Source organism: Priestia megaterium NBRC 15308 = ATCC 14581 (assembly GCF_000832985.1).
Classification (GTDB): Bacteria; Bacillota; Bacilli; order Bacillales; family Bacillaceae_H; genus Priestia; species Priestia megaterium.
The window spans coordinates 4,931,522-4,958,485 of sequence record NZ_CP009920.1; the positions used below are offsets into that span (position 1 = coordinate 4,931,522).

At 39.5% G+C, this 26,964-nt stretch carries 25 protein-coding genes; 2 read left to right on the forward strand and 23 right to left on the reverse strand.

The window, feature by feature from the left end; all coding sequences use genetic code 11:
• Window positions 1-205: 205 nt before the first annotated feature.
• The 9 genes from BG04_RS25330 to BG04_RS25370 all read right to left on the reverse strand — a co-directional run bounded on the left by BG04_RS25330 (window position 206) and on the right by BG04_RS25370 (window position 9,071).
• A complete protein-coding gene (locus BG04_RS25330; protein ID WP_034651420.1) occupies window positions 206-670 on the reverse strand; it encodes a hypothetical protein in 465 nt (154 codons plus the stop codon).
• A gap of 2 nt (window positions 671-672) precedes the next feature.
• Entirely contained in the window at window positions 673-2,655 is a 1,983-nt protein-coding gene (locus tag BG04_RS25335; RefSeq protein ID WP_034651418.1) for a ribonuclease YeeF family protein, read from the reverse strand.
• 18 nt (window positions 2,656-2,673) lie between these two features.
• The gene (locus BG04_RS25340; protein WP_013083474.1) at window positions 2,674-2,931 is read right to left on the reverse strand and encodes a YwqI/YxiC family protein; all 258 of its coding nucleotides are present in this window, start codon (window positions 2,929-2,931) and stop codon (window positions 2,674-2,676) included.
• Window positions 2,928-3,359: a YwqH-like family protein gene (locus tag BG04_RS25345; RefSeq protein ID WP_034651415.1), complete on the reverse strand. Its 432-nt coding sequence runs from the start codon at window positions 3,357-3,359 to the stop codon at window positions 2,928-2,930. The genes BG04_RS25340 and BG04_RS25345 overlap by 4 nt, the downstream gene beginning before the upstream one ends.
• 336 nt (window positions 3,360-3,695) lie before the next feature.
• Complete coding sequence (locus tag BG04_RS25350) at window positions 3,696-5,090, reverse strand: MATE family efflux transporter (RefSeq protein ID WP_034651412.1); 1,395 nt, start codon at window positions 5,088-5,090, stop codon at window positions 3,696-3,698.
• A 153-nt stretch (window positions 5,091-5,243) separates the two neighbouring features.
• Complete coding sequence (locus BG04_RS25355) at window positions 5,244-5,876, reverse strand: biotin/lipoyl-containing protein (RefSeq protein ID WP_034651409.1); 633 nt, start codon at window positions 5,874-5,876, stop codon at window positions 5,244-5,246.
• A gap of 29 nt (window positions 5,877-5,905) precedes the next feature.
• The gene (locus BG04_RS25360; protein WP_034651406.1) at window positions 5,906-7,561 is read right to left on the reverse strand and encodes an MFS transporter; all 1,656 of its coding nucleotides are present in this window, start codon (window positions 7,559-7,561) and stop codon (window positions 5,906-5,908) included.
• Window positions 7,562-7,754: 193 nt separating this feature from the next.
• A complete protein-coding gene (locus BG04_RS25365; protein WP_034651403.1) occupies window positions 7,755-8,192 on the reverse strand; it encodes a MarR family winged helix-turn-helix transcriptional regulator in 438 nt (145 codons plus the stop codon).
• Window positions 8,193-8,309: 117 nt separating this feature from the next.
• Complete coding sequence (locus BG04_RS25370; RefSeq protein ID WP_034651400.1) at window positions 8,310-9,071, reverse strand: exodeoxyribonuclease III; 762 nt, start codon at window positions 9,069-9,071, stop codon at window positions 8,310-8,312.
• Window positions 9,072-9,242: 171 nt separating this feature from the next.
• Between BG04_RS25370 and BG04_RS31150 the strand changes: the two genes are divergently transcribed.
• The gene (locus BG04_RS31150; RefSeq protein ID WP_162837676.1) at window positions 9,243-9,401 is read left to right on the forward strand and encodes a hypothetical protein; all 159 of its coding nucleotides are present in this window, start codon (window positions 9,243-9,245) and stop codon (window positions 9,399-9,401) included.
• Between the two features lie 86 nt (window positions 9,402-9,487).
• Window positions 9,488-10,747 carry an erythromycin esterase family protein gene (locus BG04_RS25375; RefSeq protein WP_034651398.1) on the forward strand — a complete coding sequence of 420 codons (1,260 nt, stop codon included), beginning with the start codon at window positions 9,488-9,490 and terminating at the stop codon, window positions 10,745-10,747.
• 37 nt (window positions 10,748-10,784) lie between these two features.
• Here the strand turns inward: BG04_RS25375 and BG04_RS25380 are convergent, their stop codons facing one another.
• From BG04_RS25380 to BG04_RS25450, 14 genes are all read right to left on the reverse strand, one after another.
• Entirely contained in the window at window positions 10,785-11,258 is a 474-nt protein-coding gene (locus BG04_RS25380) for a heme-degrading domain-containing protein (RefSeq protein ID WP_034651395.1), read from the reverse strand.
• 13 nt (window positions 11,259-11,271) lie between these two features.
• A complete protein-coding gene (locus tag BG04_RS25385; protein ID WP_013083483.1) occupies window positions 11,272-12,306 on the reverse strand; it encodes an oxidoreductase in 1,035 nt (344 codons plus the stop codon).
• Window positions 12,303-13,073: a DeoR/GlpR family DNA-binding transcription regulator gene (locus tag BG04_RS25390; RefSeq protein WP_013083484.1), complete on the reverse strand. Its 771-nt coding sequence runs from the start codon at window positions 13,071-13,073 to the stop codon at window positions 12,303-12,305. Before BG04_RS25390 ends, BG04_RS25385 begins: the two co-directional genes overlap by 4 nt.
• A 278-nt stretch (window positions 13,074-13,351) precedes the next feature.
• Window positions 13,352-14,443: a toxic anion resistance protein gene (locus BG04_RS25395; RefSeq protein ID WP_034651392.1), complete on the reverse strand. Its 1,092-nt coding sequence runs from the start codon at window positions 14,441-14,443 to the stop codon at window positions 13,352-13,354.
• Window positions 14,444-14,461: 18 nt separating this feature from the next.
• Window positions 14,462-16,078 (reverse strand): YceG family protein, encoded by a 1,617-nt coding sequence (locus BG04_RS25400; RefSeq protein ID WP_034651389.1) that lies wholly within the window; start codon window positions 16,076-16,078, stop codon window positions 14,462-14,464.
• 94 nt (window positions 16,079-16,172) lie between these two features.
• Window positions 16,173-16,751 (reverse strand): TerD family protein, encoded by a 579-nt coding sequence (locus BG04_RS25405; RefSeq protein ID WP_034651386.1) that lies wholly within the window; start codon window positions 16,749-16,751, stop codon window positions 16,173-16,175.
• Window positions 16,752-16,786: 35 nt separating this feature from the next.
• Complete coding sequence (locus tag BG04_RS25410; RefSeq protein WP_034651383.1) at window positions 16,787-17,365, reverse strand: TerD family protein; 579 nt, start codon at window positions 17,363-17,365, stop codon at window positions 16,787-16,789.
• Between the two features lie 24 nt (window positions 17,366-17,389).
• Window positions 17,390-17,986, reverse strand: a complete 597-nt coding sequence (locus BG04_RS25415) for a TerD family protein (RefSeq protein ID WP_034651381.1) — start codon at window positions 17,984-17,986, stop codon at window positions 17,390-17,392.
• A 287-nt stretch (window positions 17,987-18,273) separates the two neighbouring features.
• Window positions 18,274-21,912, reverse strand: a complete 3,639-nt coding sequence (locus tag BG04_RS25420) for a multifunctional 2',3'-cyclic-nucleotide 2'-phosphodiesterase/3'-nucleotidase/5'-nucleotidase (RefSeq protein ID WP_034651379.1) — start codon at window positions 21,910-21,912, stop codon at window positions 18,274-18,276.
• Between the two features lie 596 nt (window positions 21,913-22,508).
• The gene (locus tag BG04_RS25425) at window positions 22,509-22,955 is read right to left on the reverse strand and encodes a DUF6376 family protein (protein ID WP_051975590.1); all 447 of its coding nucleotides are present in this window, start codon (window positions 22,953-22,955) and stop codon (window positions 22,509-22,511) included.
• A gap of 397 nt (window positions 22,956-23,352) precedes the next feature.
• The gene (locus tag BG04_RS25435; RefSeq protein WP_034651375.1) at window positions 23,353-24,333 is read right to left on the reverse strand and encodes an ABC transporter permease; all 981 of its coding nucleotides are present in this window, start codon (window positions 24,331-24,333) and stop codon (window positions 23,353-23,355) included.
• Window positions 24,326-25,237 (reverse strand): ABC transporter ATP-binding protein, encoded by a 912-nt coding sequence (locus BG04_RS25440; RefSeq protein WP_016764456.1) that lies wholly within the window; start codon window positions 25,235-25,237, stop codon window positions 24,326-24,328. The genes BG04_RS25435 and BG04_RS25440 overlap by 8 nt, the downstream gene beginning before the upstream one ends.
• 13 nt (window positions 25,238-25,250) lie before the next feature.
• On the reverse strand, window positions 25,251-26,045 hold the full coding sequence (locus BG04_RS25445) for a GDSL-type esterase/lipase family protein (RefSeq protein ID WP_034651374.1): 795 nt from the start codon (window positions 26,043-26,045) through the stop codon (window positions 25,251-25,253).
• A gap of 23 nt (window positions 26,046-26,068) precedes the next feature.
• On the reverse strand, window positions 26,069-26,947 hold the full coding sequence (locus BG04_RS25450) for an NAD(P)-dependent oxidoreductase (RefSeq protein WP_013083494.1): 879 nt from the start codon (window positions 26,945-26,947) through the stop codon (window positions 26,069-26,071).
• Window positions 26,948-26,964 lie beyond the last annotated feature (17 nt).

A 26,964-nucleotide genomic window follows, 5' to 3' on the forward strand; every position in this document is an offset into this window, starting at 1 on the left:
TCCCTTTCTTTTCTCATTATTCGCATATTAAAATAAGACTCCATGATGGCATATATCACCTTCGTGAAGTCTCTATTCTCAAACGTATTCTTGTTCTGTTTGTCCAACTCAAATATTTTAATTACCTTTTTATTCAATTGCTTTATCCGCTTATAAATAAAACTTCTCGTATAACACTTATGCACTGGAGAACGCTTTAAATACGTTACCTTTCCTCTTTGCACAAATGAATGTACTGGCCAAATTCAGGAAATGCATCCCAATTTCCTTCAAGGGTATCGTTAGTCTCGCGCTCCTCGACTGAGCCGTTCTTTAAATCCCGCTTTTCCATTGCTATATAGCCATCTTCTCTGAAACCCAAAATCAAGCTACTTACTTCTGTATCAGTTTCATCATCGTACTCCCAATATATGGCTGTTCTTAAAAAAATCTTACCCTCACTCATAACTTCAAAATCATAATTTAAATATTTACGAATTAGGTCATCATAAAACCCTACCGAAACCCATTCATTTGTAACATTTATAGTATACTTAGGTTTCTCATCTTCCATTAATACTGCCGTATATGGTTCATGTTTTTGATGATTCGTGTATGCAGTACGATCATCAAGAATATTCCAAGGCTTCTTTTTGATGTCGGACCATTCGTCACAATAATAAATTTCCATAGTCAATTATACACCTTCCCTTTAATATCCCTAATCACAATCCGGTTTTTTGTTGCTTCGTCAAGAATTGTTTGCGGAATTGTTTTATTTTGAACTGGTACTTCTAATATTAATTCACCTTTAAGCCGCCCTCCTTTGAGAGCATTAGGATTAAAAGTACTATTTGATATTTTGGATCCTGAAGAATATTTTTTGGTAATTTCATTTAAGTAGCTCTTAGCTGTCTTTTCTTGCACTTCGCTAAGTTGAGTAAATTTTCTCGATACTATTTCCTTGTTAGGTGCGTATGAGTCAACTACGTACTTTTTGCCTCCTACTTCTTTTGCCTCCAACTCTACTTCATTATAAGGGTAACGAGGACGATTTTCCTTATTAAAATTATTACCTGCTTGCCAACGATCTTTCAGCCAATCTGGTAGAGATTTCTTTTTGGGTGTAACTTCACTAGTAACCTTAGAAACAGCCGAAACTTTCTCAGCTTTCTGCATAACATAATTTTTTGAGTTCTGCAACGTCTCTCGAACCGTTCTTTGGCCCAAGTCTGGGCCTAGAGGCGCTAATTCTGGCATGAGTCTCGGCATATTTGAATCTAGAATATTGTTATACGTTTTCTTTAAGGATTGAGTCCACGATGGAGAGCTTTTTTGAACGCTTTGGTACGCACTGCGGGCTCTGTTCGTAATAACTTCAGTACGAAGTGAATTACGCATATCACTAAGCTTCTTCGCTCCGTTTGCCACGGCATTAGCGCCTGCTTTCGCTGTTTTCCCCGCTACCTTCGTAGAAAGCGCCCCAGCTCCAGCAATTCCTAATGCTTGCAGAAGACTTGCTTTACGCTGCTCTTCACTGATTTTATTCCCGAACATGTCGCGTCCGGTCATATATTCTCCTAGCCCGTTTGCAGCCACAAGACCGTAGAGGCCTTTTTCGGTTTGCTCCAGGACTTTGAAGGATTTGGCGGATTTATAGGCGTCTAAGGCGTGATCCGCTGCGCTTAGGCCTTTAGCCGTTTTGTAGATGGCTTTTCCGCCTTTTGCGGCTCTTCCTACCCAGCCGACAACCGGAATGAAGCCGGCTGCTGCCATGGCTCCTGCTGCGACGCGCTGTGAGGTGGAAAGTTTTTCACCCGTAACAGGGTCCACGCCTTCTGCTGCTCGTTTATAATCATAATATCCGCTGACCTCTCCTGTAAAGGTAGAAACCGCGTCCCACGTTTTTTCATACCACGGCTTGTTTGCTTCTTCTTCTTGCTTTTTTTCCAGCTCGTATACTTCTTCTTGCTGCTTGTTGTAGTCAACATATGAAGTTGCATAGTCGTTTAGCTTTGTTTGAACTTTATACAGCTCGCTGTCGTGATAGGCTTTTTCGTCAAAGGCAAGCTGATAGACACTTCCTCCTTGACTCGTAGCAAGCTCTAAGCCGCTTACTAGCATATCCACTACCGCATAGAAGTCGTCCATTTCGCTGTATTCTTTTGACCATTCAGCGTCTAGCTGGTTCATTGCTTCAATTGTATCGGTGCGTTTTTTCTCTGCTTCTTCTATTTTATCGTTAAACTCACTCGTTGAAAACGCTGAAATAGAGACGATATCGTCAATGCCGTTTAAAATACTCTGCAGATCGTCGTGCTGCTGCGCAACCATTTCTTTAGCATTGCTGTTGGCGTTTTTTAGCTCTGTTTCTAAAAATGATTCATCTACAATCGTGCTTCCTGATAGCTTTGCTTTTTCAGCTTTAACGTGAAGCGTTGAAAAATAGCTTTGCTGCATTTTAATTAAGTTTTCCCACTGTCCGGCCGTATCGGCGTGCTGCTTATAAAAAGATTTTATATTGTCAGCGCCTTTTCCTTCTAAGCTGCCTTCTAAGTCCGCTACGCCCTGCAGCGCTTTTTTCAGTTCACCCAGCTGGCTGAGTAACTCATCGTAGGCTTTTTCCCTGTCTTTTGCTACATCAAACAGCGCTTTTGCATCGTATACCTTTCCCACAGTCATCCCCCTTTGCTGCTACGAATGGATAATAGATTCGTCTTGTTCTTTTAGTAAGTCTACATTAGATTTTGTATCTTTTACGTTTTTGTTTAGTGCTTTTATATAAGTAGAAATAAGCGTTTGAATTTCTTCTTCGCGCGCTTCCCATTTCTCTGTAGTATCAAGGCTGTTTTTTCCAAGGTCAGGCATTTTGCTAATGGATAAATTTCCAATCGCTGTGCTGACTGCTTCAAGCTTTTTGATAACGTCAGCGTGATCAAGCTTAATTGTCATGAAAACAGCCCCCTTCTAATTTCACTAATCTTGTTTTCTACTGCGTCGTAAGCTTCTTCACCTTTAGCTAATAAAGAATCCGCTTCTCCAATAGCGGCGTTCAAGCCGCTCAAAGCTCCTTTTTCAGCTTCTAGCGCCCATATCTTTGTTTCAATTTCACGAATGTATCCATCGTAATCACCGTCTAAAATGCCTTTTATGTTGTCGTAGGCTGCCGTACGTTTTTCGTCAAAATCATCCGATAACGTACCCGTCCATTTGTCTCCCAGCTCAGGCTTTTTGATGTGTTCAATTTCTTTTAATGAAACAGCTTGTTCATGCTCAATTTTACTTTTAGCTGTTCTTAGCTTAGAGATCTTTCCTTCTACATCTGAGACTCTTCCAGATACTTCTCCCAGCAGTCCGTCTAATACGCTTCCTAACCCCATATCGTTCCTCCTGTTCCGCACATTTCGAGTTTAATCCAATAATTATAAGTATAAAATTTGTCTCATTATAGCTAAATAGGAAAAAACTCTCTTTTTTATGCTTCTAGTTTCATGAATTGAGATAAAAATGAAAAATAAGAGAAAAAAGACTCATGTCTAAATACGTTATCCAACCATATACTGTTATCTAAAACAAAGAATAAGTAGAATAAAACCATTCCTTTGTACCCATACCCGTTTTTTTCCACAAATTAAAGCTTTTTGCGTAAAAAGACCAACTTCACTTCGTTTTTTTACACAGCAAAAAACCTCTGCACATTCTGCAGAGGTTTTGTTTTATACTTGAACCGGCGTTGGTTCTTCAGCTGTTTGTTCGTGCTGCACAAGTCCGTAGTTTTCCCATGCCCGGCTTTTCCAGCGGAAAAACATAATAACTGCGCGCGTCCATTCATCGGCTGCGATGGCAAGCCAAATGCCAGCGAGCCCCATGTCTAAATGGAAAACGAAGAAATAACCAAGCGGCAAGCTCATCATGACCATCGACATCGCACCAATTAACACCGGATATTTGGCATCTCCCGCTGCCCGCAGCGAGTTAATCAGCACAATGTTCATCGTTCTTCCCGTTTCAAGCACAATGCTCAGAAGCAGCACCGTCGCCCCAAGCTCAATGATATGCGGATTGTCTGTAAACACGCTGATCAGCTGTGTTCTGAATGTCATCACAAGAACAACCATCATCATCGTTACGGCACTGGCCCATTTGACGCTTTTCCATACGCGATGGTACGCCTCATCTTTTTCGTTTCCGCCTACTAAACGGCCGACAATAATCGCTGTACCCATTCCAATTGCAATGGCAAATAAGTAAATGAACATTGAAATATTCATCGCGTACTGTCTCGCAGCAAGTGATTCTGCTCCTAGGTAGGTTGCATAGTATAAAAAGACAATTTGACAGCCTTGATACATAACCTGTTCAAAAGCCGACGGAATACCGATTTTTAAAATTTTGCCGATATATTCTTTTGAAAGCGTAATGTAGTACTGAAATTTCACTCTATATTCCATCACTTGATACAGCAGCCAAAAGAACACAATCAGCGCAACAAATCGGCTGAAGGCGGATGAAATCGCTGCTCCTTGCACGCCCATTTCCGGAAAGCCGAACTTCCCAAAGATTAAAGCATAGTTTCCTGCAATATGAAAAATGTTCATTCCAAGTGAAACAAACATCGCCTGCTTCGTAAAGCCGTGTACGCGAATAATCGCTGCAAGAGAGTTAATAATCGCTTGAAGAAAAATAGCTCCTCCGACGATGGATAAATAGCTTTGTGCATACATCAGCACGTCACCTTGTAAGTTCATCGCTTCCATCATATGCCTTGAAAACAAAAGAAAACCCGCGCTAATAACTAGCCCGACTCCTAAATTTAACGTAACGGCCAAAGCAGAAATCTTTGACGCTTCCATATACCGTTTTGATCCTAAATACTGAGAGACAACAATTGCCGCTCCGTTACCAATGACCTCTAACACCAAAATCGCAATGTGAAGGTATTGATTGGCTGCTCCGACTCCTGATACGGCATCATCCGACAGCGCACTTAGCATAAAGGTATCAGCAATCCCCATTAACATAAAAAGAAACACTTCTAAAAAGATCGGCCACGTTAAGAAAAACAAATTCAGCTTTTCTTTTGGCCCTTTTTTTGTTTCGACCGCGGTCATCCCATCACCTTCTTTACCGATATCCAATTTCAAACAAGAAGTATCTTACCACACATTTCCTTTGTATACATCCCCTTTTTAGCACATTTTTTATTTTATTTGTTTAGGCATAAAAAAAGCCGCTTCCCTGAAGGAAGCAGCTTTTTTCCGTTATTAAATTGAAATTTTCACTTCCGCGTTCATACCTGGAAGAACTTTATCTGATGCATCATCAATTGAAATTTTCACCGGTACTTTTTGCGTTACTTTTGTGTAGTTTCCTGTATTTTGAGCCGGAAGCATAGAAGACACTGAGTTGGTTGCGCGGCCGATTGCTTCAACATGGCCTTTAAAGACTTTACCTGAATCTCCGTCCACTGTAATGTCAACGCTGTCTCCTTCTTCAATATCACCTAGGTCTGTTTCTTTAATGTTTGCCGTAATATAGATTTTAGATAAATCAGCTGTTTGTGCTAATACATCGCCAGCTTTTACTAATTGATTTTGAGATGCGTTGTTTTTAATAATTGTTCCGTCAATCATAGAAGTTACGTCTGTTGATTTGTCGCCTTCTTTTAAGCTTCCAACAGAATCACCTTGAAAAACACTGTCTCCTTCTTTTACATTCCATTCGCTTAACTGACCGTTAGCTGAAGCAATGACTTGCGAAAGCGGTGCTTCTACCTGCGCTTCATCTGTTTTAACGTAATTTGCTTTTTCGTAGAAATAATATCCACCAAAGCCTACTAGTAATAAAATCACAATGATTCCAACAATGTTAGTAACCAATAAACGACTTTTACTCATCGGAATTCCTTCTTTCTATAGTTAGTATATTATATAGATGTTTCTTCTGTTTGAGGTGCCGGCAGCATTTTTCTTTCTTCTTGCGGCTCAGCTTCTTCTTGAACCTCTTCTTTTTGAACAAGAATTCTATTTTTACCGCTCCACGCTTTACTTAGTGAAGCAATGAGCATGATTACGCCTAAAATACCAAGCAAGAAAAATAAGTTGTGATACGCATGTAAAATCGATGCTTTTTTAGCGCCTGCTACAACAGCCGTCACAGCCGATGTTTTTGCGTCTGCTTGACTCATTCCCATACCCATATAGCGTTTAATCATTTCAGACAGCTGCAGCTTCACCTGAGGATCTACTGAGCTAATTTGTCCTCGGAAATCTTCATAATAAATCGCGTTTTGTCGAACAACAAACCATCCTATTACAGGTGCTATAATGGCTCCTAGTAAATTTCGAATGGAGTGCAGTGAAATCGAACGCATCGAAGCTTGATGTAAATCTCCGGCTAGTGCCGCTCCTAGTGCACCGGATACCAGTGCCATACTAACACCCATACCAAAGAGCATAATGTGAACATACAAGCTCACTAGTGATGTATCGGCTGATACGTTTACCCAGCTAAATCCTACAATGACAATGAGAAGTGATCCAATCGCTCCAAGGTAGCCTGGACCAAATTTATCATACAAAAATGTCGTCGCAAATGCTGAAATCAGTACCCCAACAAAAAAGTATAAATAAAAATAAGAAAGCGTGGTGTACGATGCATTTTGCACATTTTGCATGACGCCATTAATACCTGCGATTGCTAAGATGTATGCCATATGACCGCCAATTGCCATAATTGTACCTGCAACTGGTTTTACGGCTAGAAGCGATTTTAATGGTACTAACGGATTTTCAGCCGCTAAATCAACTAAAACAAAAATGACAACTAACCCTGCTGTAGCTAGTAAGAATGGCCACACTTGAATAGAAGCGAATCCTTCATATCTTAGTTCATACAGTGGATATACTAGTAAAATCATAATAAGACTAAGGATAAAGATACTTTTCTTATCTACTGGACGCTCTTCTTGCTGACTTGGATCGTGAGCAGGCAATACCTTATATCCGATAAACAGACAGACAAGAGAAGCAAGTATTCCTAGAACAAACACCCAGCGCCAATTGTCCATGCTAAGAGATACAGCGCCTAAAAAGGCTCCAATTGCTGTTGAACCGAAGAGTCCGCCGATCGCTAACACTAAAAAGAAGTTTCGGATTTTATTCGGAAACGAAATCAGCGCAGCTGGAATAATGGTTAAAAACAACATTCCTGAGCTTAAGCCTTGAATCAGACGACCAAGGGATAAAAATGCCACATTTTCAGAAAAAACGTTGATAATCGAACCTGCTAAAAAGACTAAAACGAACGTTAAGTATGCTTTACGCACGCCATATTTTTTCGTCAGCATCGGACCAATTGGTACCCCAAGTCCAAATGCCAAATTAGAAATAATAGATGGCAATAGTAAGCTTTGTGTACTCGCATCAAATCGATTTTGAATCAATACTTGATTGACCGTGTAAGATAAATTCAAAAAATACTGAGGGCCAATCGAAAATAGCGTTAAAATCGCCATAATTAAGTATTTAGGTACGCTTAAACCTTGTTTGTCGGAGGCTACTGCTGGATTATTCTGACTCATATTTATTCCTCCTTTTATTAAATTCTTTTCATATGACTAACAATTCTTTACATATTTTATCGTACAAGTTGTATCATGCAAGTTATAGCAGCACTACATATTATACATCTTTTAATGAAGAAATCAACTTCTTTGTTCCAACTTAAAAAGACTATTTTTCAATAGCCTTTTTGTTTACCTATATGTATTCGCTTTAACATCCATTGCTGCGCCATTTTTTAAAATTATGATTCAAGCGGGATAAGCTTTTTTCCAGTACTAAAATCTCTTCTTCCGACCAATCTTCTAACACTTCAGCATAGGCCTGTTTACGCTTGCTTTGTACATGCTGCAAAATATCTTTTCCTGAATCCGTCATTTCAATTAAACTAATTCGCCCGTTTTCTGGACTTGGAAAGCGGCGAACAAACTGTTTGGTTTCAAGCGCAGATACTTGCCGGCTAGCTGTAGATAAGCTCAGCTTTAAATTTTCAGCTAATGCATTAATCCCGAGCGGACTGCGCTGATCTAGCTCGCTTAACAGTAAATATTCAGAACGGTCCAAGCTTCCAAGCTTGGGACTGTGCGTCGTTGTTAGACGAACAAGCAGCGCAATTTCGTGCTCAATGGTTTGCAGCGAGTCTCGCTTCACCTCTGTCTCCCCCTTTATCTCCTAGAACATTCTGTACTTTTCGATATGTTTACTATACCGCAACCGTTCGCGTGAACCAACCTTTTTTCCGTTTTTCTTCTATTATATAGAAAGAAATCATAGGTGGGGTACATTTAATTCTAACATCACGGGACAGTGGTCGCTTCCCATTACATGCGGATGAATAGCAGCTTCTTGAATCACGTCTTTGACTCTCTCTGATACGATAAAATAATCAATGCGCCATCCGATATTTCGTTCTCGCACTTTGTTCATATACGACCACCAGGTATAGGCTCCTTCTTCATTTGGATATAGATAGCGGAATGTATCAAGAAATCCGCTAGCAAGAAGCGTCGTCATTTTCGCTCTCTCTTCTATGGTAAAACCAGAATTTCCTCGGTTTGACTTTGGATTGCGCAAGTCAATTTCTGCGTGGGCTACATTTAGGTCTCCGCATAAAATCACTGCTTTACGGCTATTTAATTTGTTTAAGTACACGAGCAGAGCATCTTCCCATTGAAGCCTTTCTTCAAGCCTTGCTAAGTCTCTTTTAGAATTTGGCGTATACACATTTACTACATAGCATTGTTCAAACTCGAGCGTAATAATACGTCCTTCGTCTTCTGATTCTTTATCCACACCGTATGAAACGGATAAAGGCTTTTGCTTTGTAAAAACTGCCGTTCCGGAATAGCCTTTTTTCACGGCATAATTCCAGTACTGATAATATCCTTCTAGCTGCAAATCAATTTGACCTTCCTGCAGCTTCGTCTCTTGAATACAAAATACATCCGCATTCACTTCTTGAAAATAATCTAAAAATCCTTTTCGCACACACGCGCGAATGCCATTTACGTTCCACGAAATCAACTTCATAAACTGTCCACGTTCTCCTCACTCGATTTATGTATCAGTGTTTAGTGTAGACAATTTCTTGCATGAGTTCAAATAATTTAAAGCGTATACTTTTCTTTTCAAGGTATTCCTGATATTTCTTCTTATTTTATTTTCTGTACCTCAAACACTAGATACAAGAGGTGAAACATAATGTCAACAAACAACACGTATGAAAATAACGAAGAAGTTTCTGTTGTTTCTAAAAAAGAAGAGCACCCTACTAAAGAATGCGAAACACAGAATCAAACGGCGCTTACTAAAGAAGATTTTTCTTTAAATGATTCTGCCATTAAGCACTTTAGCAGGTAATTCATAAAAATAAAAACCCGTTAACTGGTAGCAAGACTTGTTGTACAAAGCTCTTGCTATCCATTTCTTAAAAACAAGGTGATCATATGCTAAAAACCATTCAAATGATAGAAGCCATAAAAAAACATTCTATGCCTTTTGCTGATGTCGATGACTTACTGCCGCTCATTAACACAGCAAGCCGCGCTCAATACGTACTTCTCGGAGAAGCATCTCACGGCACATCTGAATTTTACGAAATTCGAGCAGCTATTACGAAAGAATTAATTCATCATCATGATTTCTCCTTTATAGCCGTGGAAGGAGACTGGCCTTCGTGTTTTGAAGTTAATCGCTATATTAAAGGATATACAACTCAGTACGCGAATGCCGAAGATGTCTTAAAATCTTTTAACCGCTGGCCCTCATGGATGTGGGCTAATCAAGAAATAAAAGAATTGATTGAATGGCTTCGTGATTATAACAACAACTTGCCAGCACATCAGCCGAAAGTAGGTTTTTACGGCTTAGATGTATATAGCCTGTGGGAATCGATGGAAGCTATTATTGAGTACTTAGAAAACAACCACGCTTCTGATGCAAAGAAAGCGAAAAAAGCCTTTGAATGCTTTGAACCTTTTCATCGCGAAGCACAGATGTACGGAATCTCTTCTGCTCTTTACGGAAAAAACTGCATGGTAGAAATCTTAGAGCTTTTACAAACCATTCAGCAAAAAAAAGATACCTATACTCATGAGCCTGAGGCTGCGCTTAGTATGCAGGTAAATGCGCTGGTAGCAAGCAATGCTGAAGCTTATTATCATACGATGATTACCAACGACAATGAATCGTGGAATATTCGCGATCGTCATATGGTAGAAGCTTTAAAATATATTCAAGCTTACTACAAAGAAAGCGCTAAAGGCATTGTATGGGAGCATAACACTCACATCGGAGATGCAAGAGCAACGGACATGAAAAGCAGCGGCATGGTGAATGTAGGTCAGCTTACCCGTGAAGAATACGGACCGAAGCATGTTTACGCCGTCGGATTCGGAACTCATCACGGCACGGTCATTGCTTCTGATAGCTGGGGTAATCCTCAGCAGGAGTTAACCGTTCCTCCAGCTATAGAAGGAAGCTGGGAAGATACCATTCACCGAGCAGGTGCTTTTGATCAATATCTCATGTTTACAGAGGAAAACCGAAATTTTTTTCATTCAACGATAGGCCACCGCGCCATTGGTGTTGTATATGACCCAGAGATTGAACAATACGGAAATTATGTTCCTTCTCGCTTGTCAAAACGATATGATGCTTTTATTTATGTAGAAGAAACACATGCTTTATCGCCACTCATCTTTTAATTAAATAAGCGGACTTCCAACGAAGTCCGCTTGTTTTTTATTGTAAAAAGCTACGAATCGTATCGGTCACCAGTGCATGATCTTCTTCTTGTGACATTCCTGATACGGTGATGCTTCCAATTACGCCGACGTTTTTAACCGAAATCGGAAATGAACCACCTACCGCTTCGAATTCGTGAGGGTTCGCTGCATAAAACTGCGCGTAAGAACGATCTTTTAACTCGCAGTACAGCTTCATATAATATGAGCTGTGATGGTGGCGAAAAACGGTATTTGATTTTCGTTTAATCCATTCTTCATGATCCGGAATCGCCCCTTCCATCGCATGATGAAAAAGTGTTTGACCATTTCGTTTAATATTTACTGTAACGGATTTTCTCTTACTTTTTGCTTCATTAATAATTGCTGTTCCTATCTGTAACGCCTGGTCATTTGTAAATTGATGAAAGATTAGTTCTTTTTCCTGTTGAACTACTTTTTCAAGCAGCGTCTCTACCGAATGATTACTCACTGTTTCTCGCTCCTTAGTTAAAATAAACCGCTCGTTTTTCTTTGCTGCTTTCAAAGGCCGCTTCAATGACTTTAACCACGTCACGAGCTTCTTCTGCTGAAACCGGGAGCTCTTCTCCTCGAAGCAGGCTGTCGGCAATTTTTTGATAATACGTCACATAAGAACCGTGCAGCGTTTGAATTTCTTTCGTTTCGCCTTCGCCAGTTGTCAGCTTTCCGTAGTGCTCAGGGCTGTCGGCTCCCCACGTATCATCCACAGGCTTCTTGCCGGCTCTTAGCATATCTTCTTGACCGTCAATGCCGTATTTAATATAGCTTGCTTTTGTTCCGTGAACTTGAAAGCGCGGCCCGTTGCTTGGCACAATGGCACTTGAATGTAAAATAACGCGAAGAGAACCGTACCCAAGCACTATGTGGAAGTAATCATCCGTACGTGCATGATCTCGCTGACCAAATACATCAGCTTGAACAAATTCAGGCATTCCAAAAAGATGTAAGGCTTGGTCAATTAAATGAGATCCCAAATCGTAAAGCGCTCCTGATCCAGATCCTTCATTTTCTCTCCAGCGGTCTCGAACAGCTGGACGATAGCGATCAAAATGAGCTTCATACATTTTAACGTCGCCTAATTTCCCTTCTTCAATCAGCTGCTTTACCGTCAAATAATCATTATCCCATCTGCGGTTATGATAGACGCTTAGTTGAACATCCTGTTCTTTTGCTAATTGAATTAATTCATTTGCTTCTTTTTCCGATACGACCATCGGCTTTTCAACAATTACATGCTTGCCTGCGCGTAGTGCGTCTTTCACCATTTCATAGTGCATGCCGCTAGGCGTTGTAATAATAACTAAATCAATGCTGTCATCTTCTAGAAGTTCAGATAGAGTGCCCACTACTTCAACATCCTCTAAGTCACTCTTTACTTTTTCAGGATTTGAACTCATTACCTTTGAAATATGAAATTCGTCTAACACGCTTAAAAGCGGCGTGTGAAACACTGTTGCTGAAAATCCGTATCCTACTAATCCTACTTTTATTTTTTTCATTGTGTTTCCTCTCCTTTATCAACATCTGTTACGATAAGCCGCACTTGATTTTGTTCTATTTTTTCTTTTACATCCGCTTCTGGTGCTTTATTTGTAATTAGGATATCAATATCGCTCATATCACATACTCGATGTAAAAATTCACGTTCAAACTTCGTATGATCCGCAAGCATAATAACTTGTCTTGCACATTGAATCATCTGTCTTTTTAAAAACGCTTCTTCTTCACTTGGAGATGTAATACCATCTGCACCAACGCCGCACGTACCTAAAAACAGCTGATCTACTTTGTATTCCTGCAACGTAGAAATCGTCCTTGGCCCGGTGACGTTACGGTTTTTCCCGTTAAACTTGCCCGGCAGCAAAAACGTATCACACGTCGTATATTGATCGAGCAAATCCACATTATCAATGGAATTCGTAATAACAGTTGCATGCTTTACATCCATATACTTCGCCATCAGTGCGATGGTAGAAGACGTATCTAAAAGTACATCATAGCCCGCCGAAATTAACGAAGCTGCTTCTTTAGCGATTTGTTCTTTCGCTTTGGTAGGCGTTCGTTCACTATAATCAACGATGTGACTTGACGATAGCGTCGCCCCGCCTTTGACTCTCATAACCTCACCATGTTCTTCAAGTTTGACTAAATCACGCCTCGCCGTATCTTTTGAAACGGTAAACATATCGCAAATTTCGTCTAACGTAATCGTACGGTGTGTATGAAGGTATTCAACAATCGCACTCATGCGCTGCTCTTGATACATCCGAATACCCTCCTTTTTTACTTTGATATGAGCTAATTGTAGCGCAAATAAAAAATAAAATCCATAAAAAAACTTAAAAACATTAAGTTTTTTACGTTTTTAAATTAAATTATAAAAGTAAACAAACGCCTTCTGGAAATAACTATCTTATTTTGGATAATACTTCTTTTATATCTGATACCCTTTCATGCTTTTGACTAATCTCTTCTAAACAATTCAGACTTCTAGCAAATGTATATGAAAAAAAAGCGAGAATCGTAAAGATTCCCGCTTTTTCGTTACATTTTATGCTCAAGCGCTTTGAAGTTTTCTTGAAATTGCTCCAAGCGAACAAGTCCTTCTTCACGCAGACGTTTGTTTTCTTCTTCGATCGCTTTTGTTTCCTGCATTCCTTTCATAATAATATTCCACGTTTGCTCCATCGTTTCTACTTTTACGCTAGGAGCACCGGACATTTTGGCAATTTTAACGCTTTGCTGTGAAATATTTTCTGCATTTCGAATGAGCAGTTCATTTGTACGTTTGTCTAATTCGTTCATCGACTCGGCTACTAAATTTTGACGCTTTGCTGCGATTGCGTTAATAAGTCCATTTTTAAAAATAGGAATCGTTGTAATAAACGCAGAATTGATTTTGCCGATCAGCTTTGTATTTCCTCGCTGCAGCATGCGAATTTGAGGAGCAGATTGATAAGATACTTGTTTTGCCATTTCTAAATCATATAATCGCTGCTCCATCAGCTCAACCGCATTTTTTAAGGTTTGAAGCTCCATTGCCGCCAGCTGATTTCCACTCGACGCTCTTTCTTCAAGCACCTTTAGCTCTTGTTTTAACTCTTCTACTTTCACTTCCCCCGCTACAATGTATTTTTCAAGCTCCATATAATACTGATAGTTTTGCTCGTAAAGCTGTTCAAGTGTTGTGGTTGAGTGCTTCATTTCGGTTTCATATTTTGTAATTTCAACATATACTTTATCAATTTCAGAGCCCATCGTCTCATATTTTTGAAACAGCTTGTCTACTATTTTTTGACCGCGTTTAAAAAGCTTAGAGAAAAACCCTTTATCTTCAACAAAATCCTTTGCATCAAATTTATCCATAATCTTTCCAAGCTGCTTTAATAATTGACTTGATTCTTCCATGCTAGACGATTTAATTGTACTAAGCACTTTTCCGGAAAAAGAGGAAATTTCATTAGCTGTTTCTTTCCCATACTCAAGTAAAGCCAGCTGATTTTTATAATCAATTTGTTCTGCCAAGCGACGTACTTCTGGCTCTTCTCGCAGTTTTGCTTTTACTTCGTTAGGCTTTGTTTCTAAAACTTCTTCAGCTTCATTTACATCTAAAGGCTGTAATTCGTTTGGTGCCATTTAAAAACCCTTCTTTCTTTAAAAGATTCGTTTTAACCATTTTTGAATGAGCGACGGCTCTTTGAATTCTTCATTAAAGCTAATATCTTCTAGCCAGTGCATATCGAAATATTTTTCTTCGACAAACGCTTCTATATCTATTTGACCGGTCGGATTAAAAAGAACAATATCAACGCCAAATTCATTTAACAGAAGCAGTAAAGCTGCATCTTCACGCGTAAACGTTTCATGTTCATTTCCGTGATAAATAATGAGCCGAGGGACGTGCTGCGTATAATCAAATTTTTGAAGCATGCGAAGCACGTTGTTTGGAAGCTTCAAAGACTGATTAAACAAGTACATTTGACGCTGATACGCATCTTCATGATCTAACCGAAGAAGCTTTGAATGTGCACAGTATCTGGAAATGGCTGCAGCTAGCCCTTGCTGAAGCCCGATAGGCAGTTCTTTATAGCGCCACCAGTTGCTTTCAATCATTTTATCTGGACTGAGCGTCCCATCACTTCCGAGAGCTCCTTGATAATGAAAGTGATTATTTCCTTCTATTTTTTTGACAAAAGGAACAGAATCAATCGTCAGAGCTAACTCATTTTCTGTTTGCATGAGCTCATGCACTTTGCTCCAGTACTCTTTTCGGTTTTTAGAAATACCAAGTACTTTTGAGAATAGGACCGGCACGTGTACATATGGCTTGGACACTTCAAAGTTAGGACGAATAAACGCCCGTTCTCTCATTAATAAAAAGATCTCATCATACGTCGTTTTGAGAGTAACTGAAGTTGGAAAATACGAACGAAATTGCCAAGGTTTATACAGCAGGGACTCCTCTGAATGAAGCACTTGCTCAATTTCTTGAGAAGCTCGAAATGCTACCGTACCTTTTCGAACCGGTTTATCCGTTGGAAAAGGAAAAAGCGAGCTAGTAGAAGGAAACGTATAAACCGTTGTTAAATGTTGATTCTCATCTACTTCTTTTAAATTATCCTTTCCCTCCGGATGAAAGGTAAGGACGTCAAAACCTAGTAAAATTAAATAATAGAGAAAATACTGCTCGCTTTTATTCGCATCTCCATACCACATGATGCGAGGCGCGTGCTCAGGAAATGCTTTATCGACCATCCAAGGTTTTACATGATTCCACTGCCACTTTATTAAATCGATTAATACGCGTTGAAAATGCCCGTCCATAAAGCCCTCTGCGTGTTGTTCTTTAAAACACGTTAAGGTTTTAATAAATTTTTCGCGTACTCTTCTATGTATAGCGGGATTTTCTGACTTCACGATCAGCTTTTTTCCTTCTAAAAAAGCAAACAGCCGATTGACAGAAAGGCCGCGCTCTTCTTGGTTAATTTTAAGAATTGTTTGCACTTCTTTTAATCTATCATTTGAAATGGACTTATCAAGCTTATCGTGCAGGACAAGGATCGATGATGATGAATGTGCAAGTTCATAAAGAAAGGCTGCGTACTCGTCCGCATCAAGATGGGTGCCTACATATCTTCCCGCCACTTGTTTATAGGAAGTTTGCTGCTCATTTTGTATAAAGTCACCTCGCAGAGAAACATCTTGAGAAAAAAGAGAAGTTCCATCCTGCTCGTTAAGATTAATGATATGAGGATCAATTAGTTTACTCACGCCTTACAGCTCCTTTCTTTTCAGACATATACATGCTAAAAAGAAAGGGTACTCGTTAAAGCACCCTTTCTTTTTCATTTATCCCATGCCTTTTTTATACGGATAATCCGTAGTTGCGGCAAAGATCGGCCAAGCCACCGGAAAATCCGCTGCCAATGGCATTAAACTTCCAGTCGTTTCCGTGCTTGTATAGCTCACACACCACAACAGCTGTTTCGATTGAAAAATCTTCGCCTAAGTCGTAACGAAGCACTTCTTCGTTTGTTTCAGCGTCTATCAGACGAACAAACGCGTTGGATACTTGTCCAAAGTTTTGTCCGCGAGCATCTGCGTCGTGAATCGTGACGCTGATTCCGATTTTTTCAACGTGGTCAGGAAGAAGGGAAAAATCAACGGCTATTTGCTCATCGTCTCCATCTCCTACACCCGTACGGTTGTCACCGGTATGCTCCACAGCACCATTGGGACTTTTTAAATTGTTGTAAAAAACAAACTCCTCGTCATTTACAACCTGACTTGATTTATTGGCTAAAAATGCACATGCATCTAAATCGAAATCCTGAGATCCAGCATATTTGTTTGTATCCCATCCAAGGCCTACTATTACTTTTGTTAATCCTGGGTTGGTTTTCGTTAGGTCAATACGCTGACCTTTTGATAAAGAAATTGACATAAAAACATCCTCCGTACGTTTTCTTGCTTTAATGATTAGGCGTTTAAACCAAAGTCGTTGACAAGTGCCGCTAAGCCGCCTTGATAGCCGCTGCCAATAGCATTAAACTTCCATTCTCCGCCGTGTCGGTACAGCTCTCCTACTACAACGGCTGTTTCGATCGAGAAGTCTTCACCTAAATCATAACGAATTAACTCTTCGTCATTTGTTGCATTTAAAATACGAACGTAGGCATTGCTTACTTGGCCAAAGTTTTGACCGCGCGCTTCCGCTTCATGAATCGTAATGGTAAACGCGATACGTTCAATAGATTGAGGCACATTTTTCAAGTCTACTTGAACCTGCTCATCGTCTCCTTCACCTACGCCTGTACGGTTATCTCCGGTATGCTCAACTGCTCCGTTTGCACCCGTCGTATTATTGTAAAAAATAAAATCAGATTCTGAAGCGCATTTTCCCTCTTGGTTTAATAAAAAGACAGATGAATCTAAATCAAAATCGTTTCCACCGTCATACTTATTTACATCCCATCCAAGACCTACTACTACGTTTGTTAATCCTGGATTCGTTTTTGTTAAATCTACTTTTTGTCCTTTTGAAAGATTAATAGCCATTTCGTTTCCCTCTTTTCAAGCTGTTTATTTTGTATATTTATTTGCAATTTCTCCTAATCCAGTATCTCTCGTTGCATCTCCAGTTGCTGAAAACTTCCATTCGTTCCCGTCTCGGTAAATTTCACCTGCAAATAGAGCGGTTGCTCCTGAATGGTCTTCAGATAGATTAAAGTAGACAAGCTCTTCGTTTTTAGCGCTGTCTACAACGCGAATAAACGCATTTTTAATCATACCGAAATCTTGGTTTCGCTCAACACACTGATAGATGTTGACCACAAACACAAGTTTATGTACGTTTCCAGGAACCTTTTTTAAATCAACAAAAATTTGTTCATCGTCTCCTTCACCTGCTCCGGTAAGGTTATCGCCTGAATGCTTAACGCTCCCGCAGTTACTGTGACGATTTCCAAAATACACAACGGCTGAGTTACTTACAAGCTTATCGTTTGAATTTAGCATAAGAACAGATGCATCACAGTCGATACTTGGTCCGTTTCCTCCGAAACCAAAAAAGCTGCGTTTTTTTACAGGATCCCATCCTAATCCAACTGTAATAGAAGATAGGCCTTCTCTTCCTTTTGTTAAATCAATTTTTTGACCTTTTTGTAGATTAATAGCCACTTTTATTTACTCCTTTACTGTAACGAACATATTCTATTTCAGGTTCTATATAGCTCTATATCATAGCGCAGATAAATGAAAAAATAGTGAAATTTTTATACCACTTTTAACGTTTACGTAAATCTTCTTTCCATGGAAAGAATACCACAATCTGGTGATTGTTTCAAAAATTAAGCGGTTTGTTAGGGGGGTAAATTAATTGATTTAAAGTTTGAAAGTGAAGATAATCTACTAAAAAAGACTGTCTCTAAACCGGAAATCCGAGTTATGAGACAGTCTTTTTTGGCTTATTGAGCTATTTTCAAAGTAGGTTCTTGCTGTTCAGCTGTTTTAGCAGCTGCCACGTTTTGAATACGGCCTTCAGCTTTGTATTCAAACGGGCTGTTGAGTGTTTTAATATAGTTTACCGTTGCTTGTAAATCTTCTGGTCCCACTTCCATATCTGAAGAAAGTGCACCAATACCGTATTTTTCATTTCCGTACATATAGTTATTCACTACTACCGTGTATTCTTTTTCTTTGTCAATTTTACTTCCATCTGGAAGCGTAATATCGACTACTTTATTCGTACTTCCATCCCACGTATAGTTAAATCCTGCAATATGAAAATCTAGTCCGGATGATGTAATTTGATTGTTTAACACCGTTTCTAAATCCGCTCCGCTTAGCTTTACTTTATTTAAGACGTTGCCAAACGGCTGAATCGCAAACAAATCACCGTATGTTATGTCACCTGCATCAAGCTGTGAACGAACGCCTCCGCCATTCATTAAAGCAAAGTCAGCGTTCATTTCTGCTTTCATGCCGTCAGCAATTAAGTTTCCAAGCGCGATATCCCCTGTTGCTCCGTTAGAAGGATAGCCTTTTGCCAAATCTGTAGATGACTTCCCAACCACTTCTGCTTTAATAGGCGCTGCTAAATCTTCGTACTTTTTCATAATGCTTGAAACTTCAGGATCTGGCGTATAGTCTTTTTGATATACGGTCACAATTTTTGCATCTTTTTTCACGATGTCACCCGTATTATCGATTTCAACGTCTACGTCAGAAAACGCTGAGCCGTATGAATAAGCTTGAACGATTAATTTGTTATCTACTACTTTGTTGTTGTATACGTGATTGTGAGCTGAAAAGATAACGTCAACTTCATCGTCAACTTTTTTAGCGATATCTGCTGCATCAAATTCAGTAGGAGTTCCGTTTTGATTAGATGGATTATGAGCAAGTACCACAATTGCTTTGATACCTTGCTTTTTCAGCTCTTCCGTATACTTATCAATCGCTGCTGCTTCGTCCGTAATTTTTAAGTTTTCATTTCCTTTACGAACAATCATGCTTGGCGTTTCTTGTGTTACAACGCCGATGAAGCCGATTTTCTTGCCGCCTACTTCTTTTATTGCATAAGGTTCTGTAATTAATTTATCAGTTGACGTATCATAAGCATTTGCCGCTACTACCGGGAAATTCATGCCGTCGTATCCTTTTGTTCCTTTTGGATGGTCTCCGCCTTCAATCATACGGTGAAGCTCAGCAATGCCTTCATCAAACTCATGATTTCCAAGCGTACCTACATCAAATCCAAGTGATTCCATCACTTCAACCGTTGGCTCGTCTTGAAACAGCGCTGAAACTAACGGGCTTCCGCCAATCATATCTCCAGCATGAACTAAAAGCGTATTCGGATTTTCAGCTTCTTGTTTACGAATAGCTGCTGCTGTATATTTCATATTTCCAGCTAAAAGCGCTTGGCCATTTGAATTGATTTTTGTATCTGTATCGAGCTGACCGTGCAGGTCGTTCATGCCTAAAAGCTGAACCTTTGTATTATCTTTTGATTCGCCGTTTAAATTAATTTTGTAAATGCCGAATCCTTTGTCATCCGTTTTATTTGTATACGTAATGTTGCTTCCTTCAGTTAAATAGCTTTCTCCGCGCGGTGAGCTTGTGAACGTCACGTTAGCCGTTCCGTTAATTGGTGCAATGGACCAGTTATCGTCAGCTGTTGGTGTAATTTCTTTTTGCTCGGTGATGTAGTCCATTAGAATTTGACGGTTTTCATCCGCTGAATCCACCACAAGCTCGCTTCCTTTTAGACCAGGGAAGTTTCCGCCTCCGCCAGCTCGGTAGTTATTTGTCACAACGATAAACTCTTGGTTCGGATCAACCGGCTTGCCGTTATACGTTAAGTTAACAACACGGCTTGAATCTCCGTGAATCACGTTTCCATTCACATCGTATTTTGCTGGTTTTGTGACGTCAATTTGGTATTGAACGCCATCGATTACGTCGAAATTATAAACAGGGAAGCTTGGGTTTAATAATTCCTGCTCTTCTGTTTTATTCGGTGTAATTTGATTAAACTTACCCGCAGACATATCAATCCAGTCTTTTACAACAGAACCTTTTACTTTAACCGCTTTTAACGTGTTGTCATATAGATACAGGTCGCCAGCGCTTCGGATCGTTAAGTCACCTTTTTTAATTTCCGTATATTCATCAACGCCGTTTCTTCCTGCTTTAAAAGGTGCTCCAACTGATAAAATTGGAAGGTCTTTGTATTCCGGCTTATTTTGAGAAACATATTTTTCTACGTAATCTTTTTGTGCGTTTGTCACAACTTGAATAGATGGATCATCTTTTACAAGAGAAAAATAGCTGTGGATATCATCGGTCGTTTTACCGATTGGTGTGTTCACGTATTTAACCGTTGCATCATGATCTTTTTGAACTGCTTTAACAACGCCTTTATCCGGTTCTACGGTACTTTGCGTAACCGTTTTCCCTGACGCGTCTTTTACGTCTTTATACGTTTCACGCGTGGACGATTGAGAGCTTACTACTTTCCATTTTCCTTTTTCTTCTTTTAACGTTAAGTCGATTAAACCAAGTGACCCTCCGCCGTAACCTGCTTGAACAGCCGGAACGCCGTTGATCGTTCCTTTTGCATTATCAACTCCAGGAAGAGGTTTTTTATCTGCTCCAAGGAACAAACCGTCTAGCGAAGCTTCTGTTTTAGCAGGGAAGACTTTATGCGTGTGTGAAAACGTAATAGCGTCAATGCCTTTTACTTCACTTAATGAATAAATGACATCTTCCGTGTTTTGCTTGTTGCTGCTAAATCCAGAGTGAGCCATTGCAACAACTACGTCTGCACCTTTTTTCTTCATTTCTGGAATATATTTGTTGGCTGTTTCCACAATGCCTTTTGTAATGACTTTTCCATCAAGGTTTGCTTTATCCCAATCGTTAATTTGAGGCGGCACAAAGCCAATGAAACCAACTTTAATGGTTCGTTTCTTTCCATTTTCATCGACGACTTTTTTATTCATAATTTTATAAGGCGTAAATTTATTTTTATCGTTTTTCGGGTTGTTGTCATGATCATCAACGTAGACATTGGCATTTATGTAAGGAAAGTTTGCGTCGTTATACGCTTCTGTTAGGAAGTCTAATCCATAGTTGAACTCATGATTTCCAAGCGTTGCAATATCATAATCCAGCTGATTCATTGCTTTAAATACAGGATGAACTTCCCCTTTTTTCAGCGGGTCAATCTTAGCTTTGTACGTGCCTAGAGGCGTTCCTTGAATGAGGTCTCCGTTATCTACTAATAAGCTGTTTTTTACTTCTTTTCGAGCGTTTTTGATTAAGGTAGCGGTTTTAGCTAAACCCACTTTCTCGTAAGAGGCATCTTTAAAATAATCATAGTTTAATAGATTCGTATGAACATCGGTTGTTTCCATCAGGCGTATGTTCACAAGCGCATCTTTTTTATTATGGCCTTGATGCTTGCTTTGCTGTGAGCTTTGTCCAGGATGACGTTCTTCCGCTCCTGCCTGTGTAGTTAAAAGAGGCATAGATAATAGAGAAAGTGCCAGTGATGTGGATAGGATTTTTTTCGTTTTACTACTTTTGTTCTTTTTCATCTACCATTCACCTTTCAAGTAAGTTATCATCGCTATAAATCTAGCAACTGTTCAAAAATAGTATAGCAGAAAAGATTTATAAAGGATGTAAATTTTTTGATTTTTTAGTAAACCATTTGTATGCGTTTTATTAACTTTTTGTAAACCGAAAAAATTTTTTTAGTTTCTCTCTTTAAAACCAAGGACTATAGTTTTTGTTAATTGGATGAATCCTCCTTTTTAAATGAGTCTTATTACCTAATGCATCAACGTTCCCACGCCCTTTTTTAATTCAAAAAAATTTCATTTCAAGGGGTGTGTATATATGTACTATACATAGGATATGAAAAGCAGACATTAAGTTTGTCACAGCTTCTAACAAAATTTCGAAGATATAAAAAAGAAAGAAAAGGTTTTTGTCTTCTAATAAATAGATATATTTATATAATTTTACATTTACAACAAGGAAACGAGGTTGAGTCATAAGACATAACTACATCAAACCTACGTTTACCTGCAAATAAAAAAATCCGAACGAAGTTGATTCTCCATCAAGAATCTTGATTCATCGTTCGGATGTTCTTTAGTTAACATAATTTTTTCTCAGCCGCGTTTTCTTACTGACCTAATTCTTTAATTTGTTTCATAATACTTGATACATCTTGAATTGATTGAAACAATTCACTGTTTTTTAGCGTTTCTGGATTGAAGCTCCCATCCTTTATATTGGCTTCATACGCTTCAATTCCACTAATGATTTTTTCGTTTTGTTGAACAAGCTGATCGTGCACATCAGAAGCGATGTCAGGAGCTTTTGTTTGATTAAATTCTTCAGCTTTCCCTTTCATTTCCTGCAGCTTTTGCTCTAGCTTCTTTATTGCCTCGTCGTCATTAACAGCTTTTTCCGCTAGAGGCGGTATTTCTTCAGCAAACTTTTGTGCTTCACTCACGTAATCTTTCGCATCATTTGCGTAGTTCAGCGTACTGCTTGTATCTTCAAGAAAAGAACAGCCGCCGACCATAAAAAGAACAGCAGTTGATATGACTAGCATCCATTTTTTCACTTAGCACTCAACCTTTCTTATTTTCTTTTCTACTATCTTCTTTTCGATTTTCGTTTCTTTAACTCTTTCATAATAATGGGTACAGCTTTTTTTATTCCTTTTTTTACAGCGGGGCTTTTTAACAGTCTCGATAGTTTTGACATTTTCAAGCTCCTCTCTCATTTTGAAATAACAAAAAACACCTTTACCACATGTGGTAAAGGTGTTTGTATCCAGACCTTTACCAATGATAACATTGGCAAAGGTCTCGCTAACAATTTGCATTGTCAATAAAGCCGGAGATAATAATCTCGAAATGACGACTTTACTGCAAGAGCTACTCCCCTTTGAGCAAAACAGCATTTTTTGTTAATACAATCATAACGCACGTTCCTGATTATCGTCAACTTATACGGAATTAGTACACGTCTTTTTTGATAAATACCAGAAACGACACGAGCAGCCCGGCAAGTCCCCAAATGGTTAAAACACCCAAGGAAAACCCTAATGTCATTCCTTCAGTCGGAGGAGCTGTGCCTTGCAGATAAGAAGTTAAATTTAAGTTAACCATAAACAAATACTTAGCTGAATGCCATGAAGAAACCATGCTGCTTAAAATTGTACCTGCAATCAAACAAGCAAGCATCACACCCATACCTGCAGCTGTACTTTTAATTAAAACAGACAGCATAAAAGCAAGCGTTCCAACAACTAGTGAGACAAACCAAGCAAGACCAAACTCCATTAAAATATATCTCCACTGCGAAATTAAATGGACGTCCGCTGTATTTAAGTCATTTCCCTGTACGCTAAACCCCGTAAGAATCGGGGCTGTCCAGCCTTTAAATCCAAATACAACACCAGAAATGAGGTACGACAAAACGCCAAACATTAAAATTAAAAACGAGACGGACATGACGAGCGTGATGTATTTACTAAGCAGGATTTTCCACCGTTTCACAGGTCTCGTCAACAATACCTTGATGGATCCCAAGCTGTACTCTGAAGACACTAAATCCGCTGCAATAATCATAATCATCAGAGGCAGCAAAAGCTGAATGGCGTTTTCAATGAACCCTCGCACAAACGTTGGCGCTCCTGGTTCTGAAGGATTGATATCGTTATCTAAGTAATACTGCTGCTGCGCCACGCGAATTTCAAGCTGCTTGCGCCAATCATCTGAAATTTGGCTTCCGCTCAGCCGGTTTTGCGTATCGATAATTTCTTGCTGCAGCGTACTGCGCCAATCGGTCGTTCCTAGCTTTTCTTGAAGGCGCTGCGTTTCGCGAAGCTGAGCATAGGTAAACATGGAAATCAAAACTCCCATGATAAGCGTAACGATTAACAGGCGCTTTTTTCGAACGAGCTTGATCATTTCATTTTGAACCAAACTAATCAATCGATTCGCCTCCTGTCATTTCGATAAATAAATCTTCAAGAGTTGGAAGCTTTCGATTCATTTCTTTTACCGTTACTCCTGCTTGAATGAGCTGTTTGTTCCACTCTCCCACTTCAGCTTCTTCATAAAACGTCGTGACATACTCCCCCTGCACTTGTACAAAGTCCGTCACTTGTTTTAAAACGTCTATTCCTGCGGGCTGCGGATCTAGCTTCCACAGTAAACGCTCTTGCTGAGTTAACAGGGTCTTCACCGATTCTGTGTGAATAACTTCTCCTTTTGCGATAATCGCTACTCGGTCACACATTAGCTGAATCTCGCTCAGTAAATGACTGGATACTAAGACGCTTAGACCTTCACTTTCAGCTAAAAAGCGAATAAATTTACGCATATCCCGAATCCCAGAAGGGTCTAGTCCGTTCGTTGGCTCGTCTAAAATAAGTACTTTTGGTTTTCCGAGAAGCGCTTGCGCAATTCCTAAACGCTGCCTCATACCTAACGAATACGTGCGAACTAAATCGTGGATACGCTCTTGCAAGCCAACTAATGCCACAACTTCATGAATGCGTTCTTCCGTCATAGAAGGAATCATGCGTGAAAAGTGCTGCAGATTTTCCCAGCCGCTTAAGTATGGATACAGCTCAGGATTTTCAACAATACAGCCGATATGCTCCATCGCTTTTGTAAACTGCTTCGATACGCTGTATCCACAAATATAAATGGAACCAGCCGTCGGGCGAATCAAGCCGACAAGCATTCGAATCGTTGTCGTTTTACCGGCTCCATTGGGTCCTAAAAAGCCGAACACTTCGCCTCTTTTTAGTTCAAAATCAATATTTTTGATAATTTCTCGTTTTCCTATTACTTTTTTCAGTCCTTTTACTGAAAGCGTTACTTCACTCATATCATTCCCTCCCTTACCACGTAATGAGCGATGCTACACGTTCTGCGATCAGCTTGTAGCCTTTTGCATTAGGATGAAACTTATCGGTATATAAGTAGTCATCTACCTTTAGCTGAAACAAATCAAAGGTCGGAACAAAAACAGTTTGCTTATAATTAGCACTTAATTCACTGCTTTTGTAATTCCATTCTCGTACAATAGCCGTTGTCGTTTTTGCATCTTGCAGGTTACTAAACGGATTGTATAAACCAATCAAAAAAATCGTCGTGTCTTTATTTGCCGACCGGATACTTTTTAAGATGCTGTCTACGTTTTTTAAATAGTCATTTTCTAGCTTTTGAATATTGTTTTTATTTAAATTTTGCAGCGTTTGTCCGCCTTGAAATAAGTCATTTCCCCCAATGGTGATCAGCACGGTATCTGCCGACTTAATCTGCCGCTGAATTTGCTGCTGCTTTACTTGACTTGCCAGCTGCGAAGACGTTTGACCTTTTATTCCAAAGTTACTTAAGAGAATTTTCTTCTTCGTTTTTTCTTCAAGATTATCTTTTAAATACCCAACGTATCCTTTTCCCACTGCGTCTCCTGTTCCTCTTGTCAGGGAATCACCTAAAGCGACAATCGTATAATTCTTGGTGCTTTTGTTACTGCTGCTTGTTTCTTGCTTTGGCTTTGGCATTTCTTTTACAGTAGCTTTTGAGGCGCTAACATAATCATAAATAGACATTCCAAGCCCCGCTGCAAACAGCAGACACGAAATAATCGAAATAAAGGATACAATCCATACCCACTTTCCTTTCGCTTTCACTGGCTGCACTCCTTTTCGTCTTTTTAGTTATCTTTTTTTAGAGCTTCAACTGTTTTTAGTAAAGCGGACCAGTCTAAATGACCCCAGCCATTTTCGATTCCTTGTTCATAATGACCTTTAACAAGCTCTCCTAACGGAAGCGGAGCGGACACTTTTTTGGCTGCATCAATAGCCAGGTTTACATCCTTTAGTCCAAGCTCCAGCTTGAATCCAGCGGGATCAAAGTCTCTTTTAGCAATTAAATTGCCGTAATTTTTATACACAGGAGATGCAAATAAGCTATTAACCACTTCAAGAAACTGCTCCGCTTGCATGCCATACTGCTCTACCATAACTACTGCTTCAGAAACAGCTTCTAACATCGATACTAATAAAAAATTATTGCCAAGCTTAGCTACATTTGATAAGTAAGGCTCGTCTCCTACAGTGAAAATAGTTTGACCAATCGCTTCAAACAGCGGCCAAACGTGCTCTCTTGCTTCTTTATTACCTGCAACTATTACTTTGAGAGCCGCAGCAGCTGCTGCGTCGGGGCGACCTAAAACAGTCGCTGCAACAAAATGCTGTCCTGATGCAGCATGTGCGCTTGTTAATTTTTCGGATAAATCTACGCTAATAGTACTCACAGAAACGTGAATACCGCCTTTTTGAAGGCCTGCAAGTATACCGTCTTGTGACATCGTTACTTCTTCTAAAGCCTCGTCATTTGAAAGAATTGTAAAGACAAGATTTGCTTCTTGTGCTGCTTGAGCAGGTGTCTCCACAATCTTTGCTCCTTTTTTCACAAGACTTTCCGCCTTCGCAGCAGTCCGGTTATAAATCACAAGTTCATGACCCGCTTTTATCATATTTTCCGCCATCGGTAATCCCATATTTCCTAAACCAATTAAACCCACTTTCATCTTTACCACTCCATTTC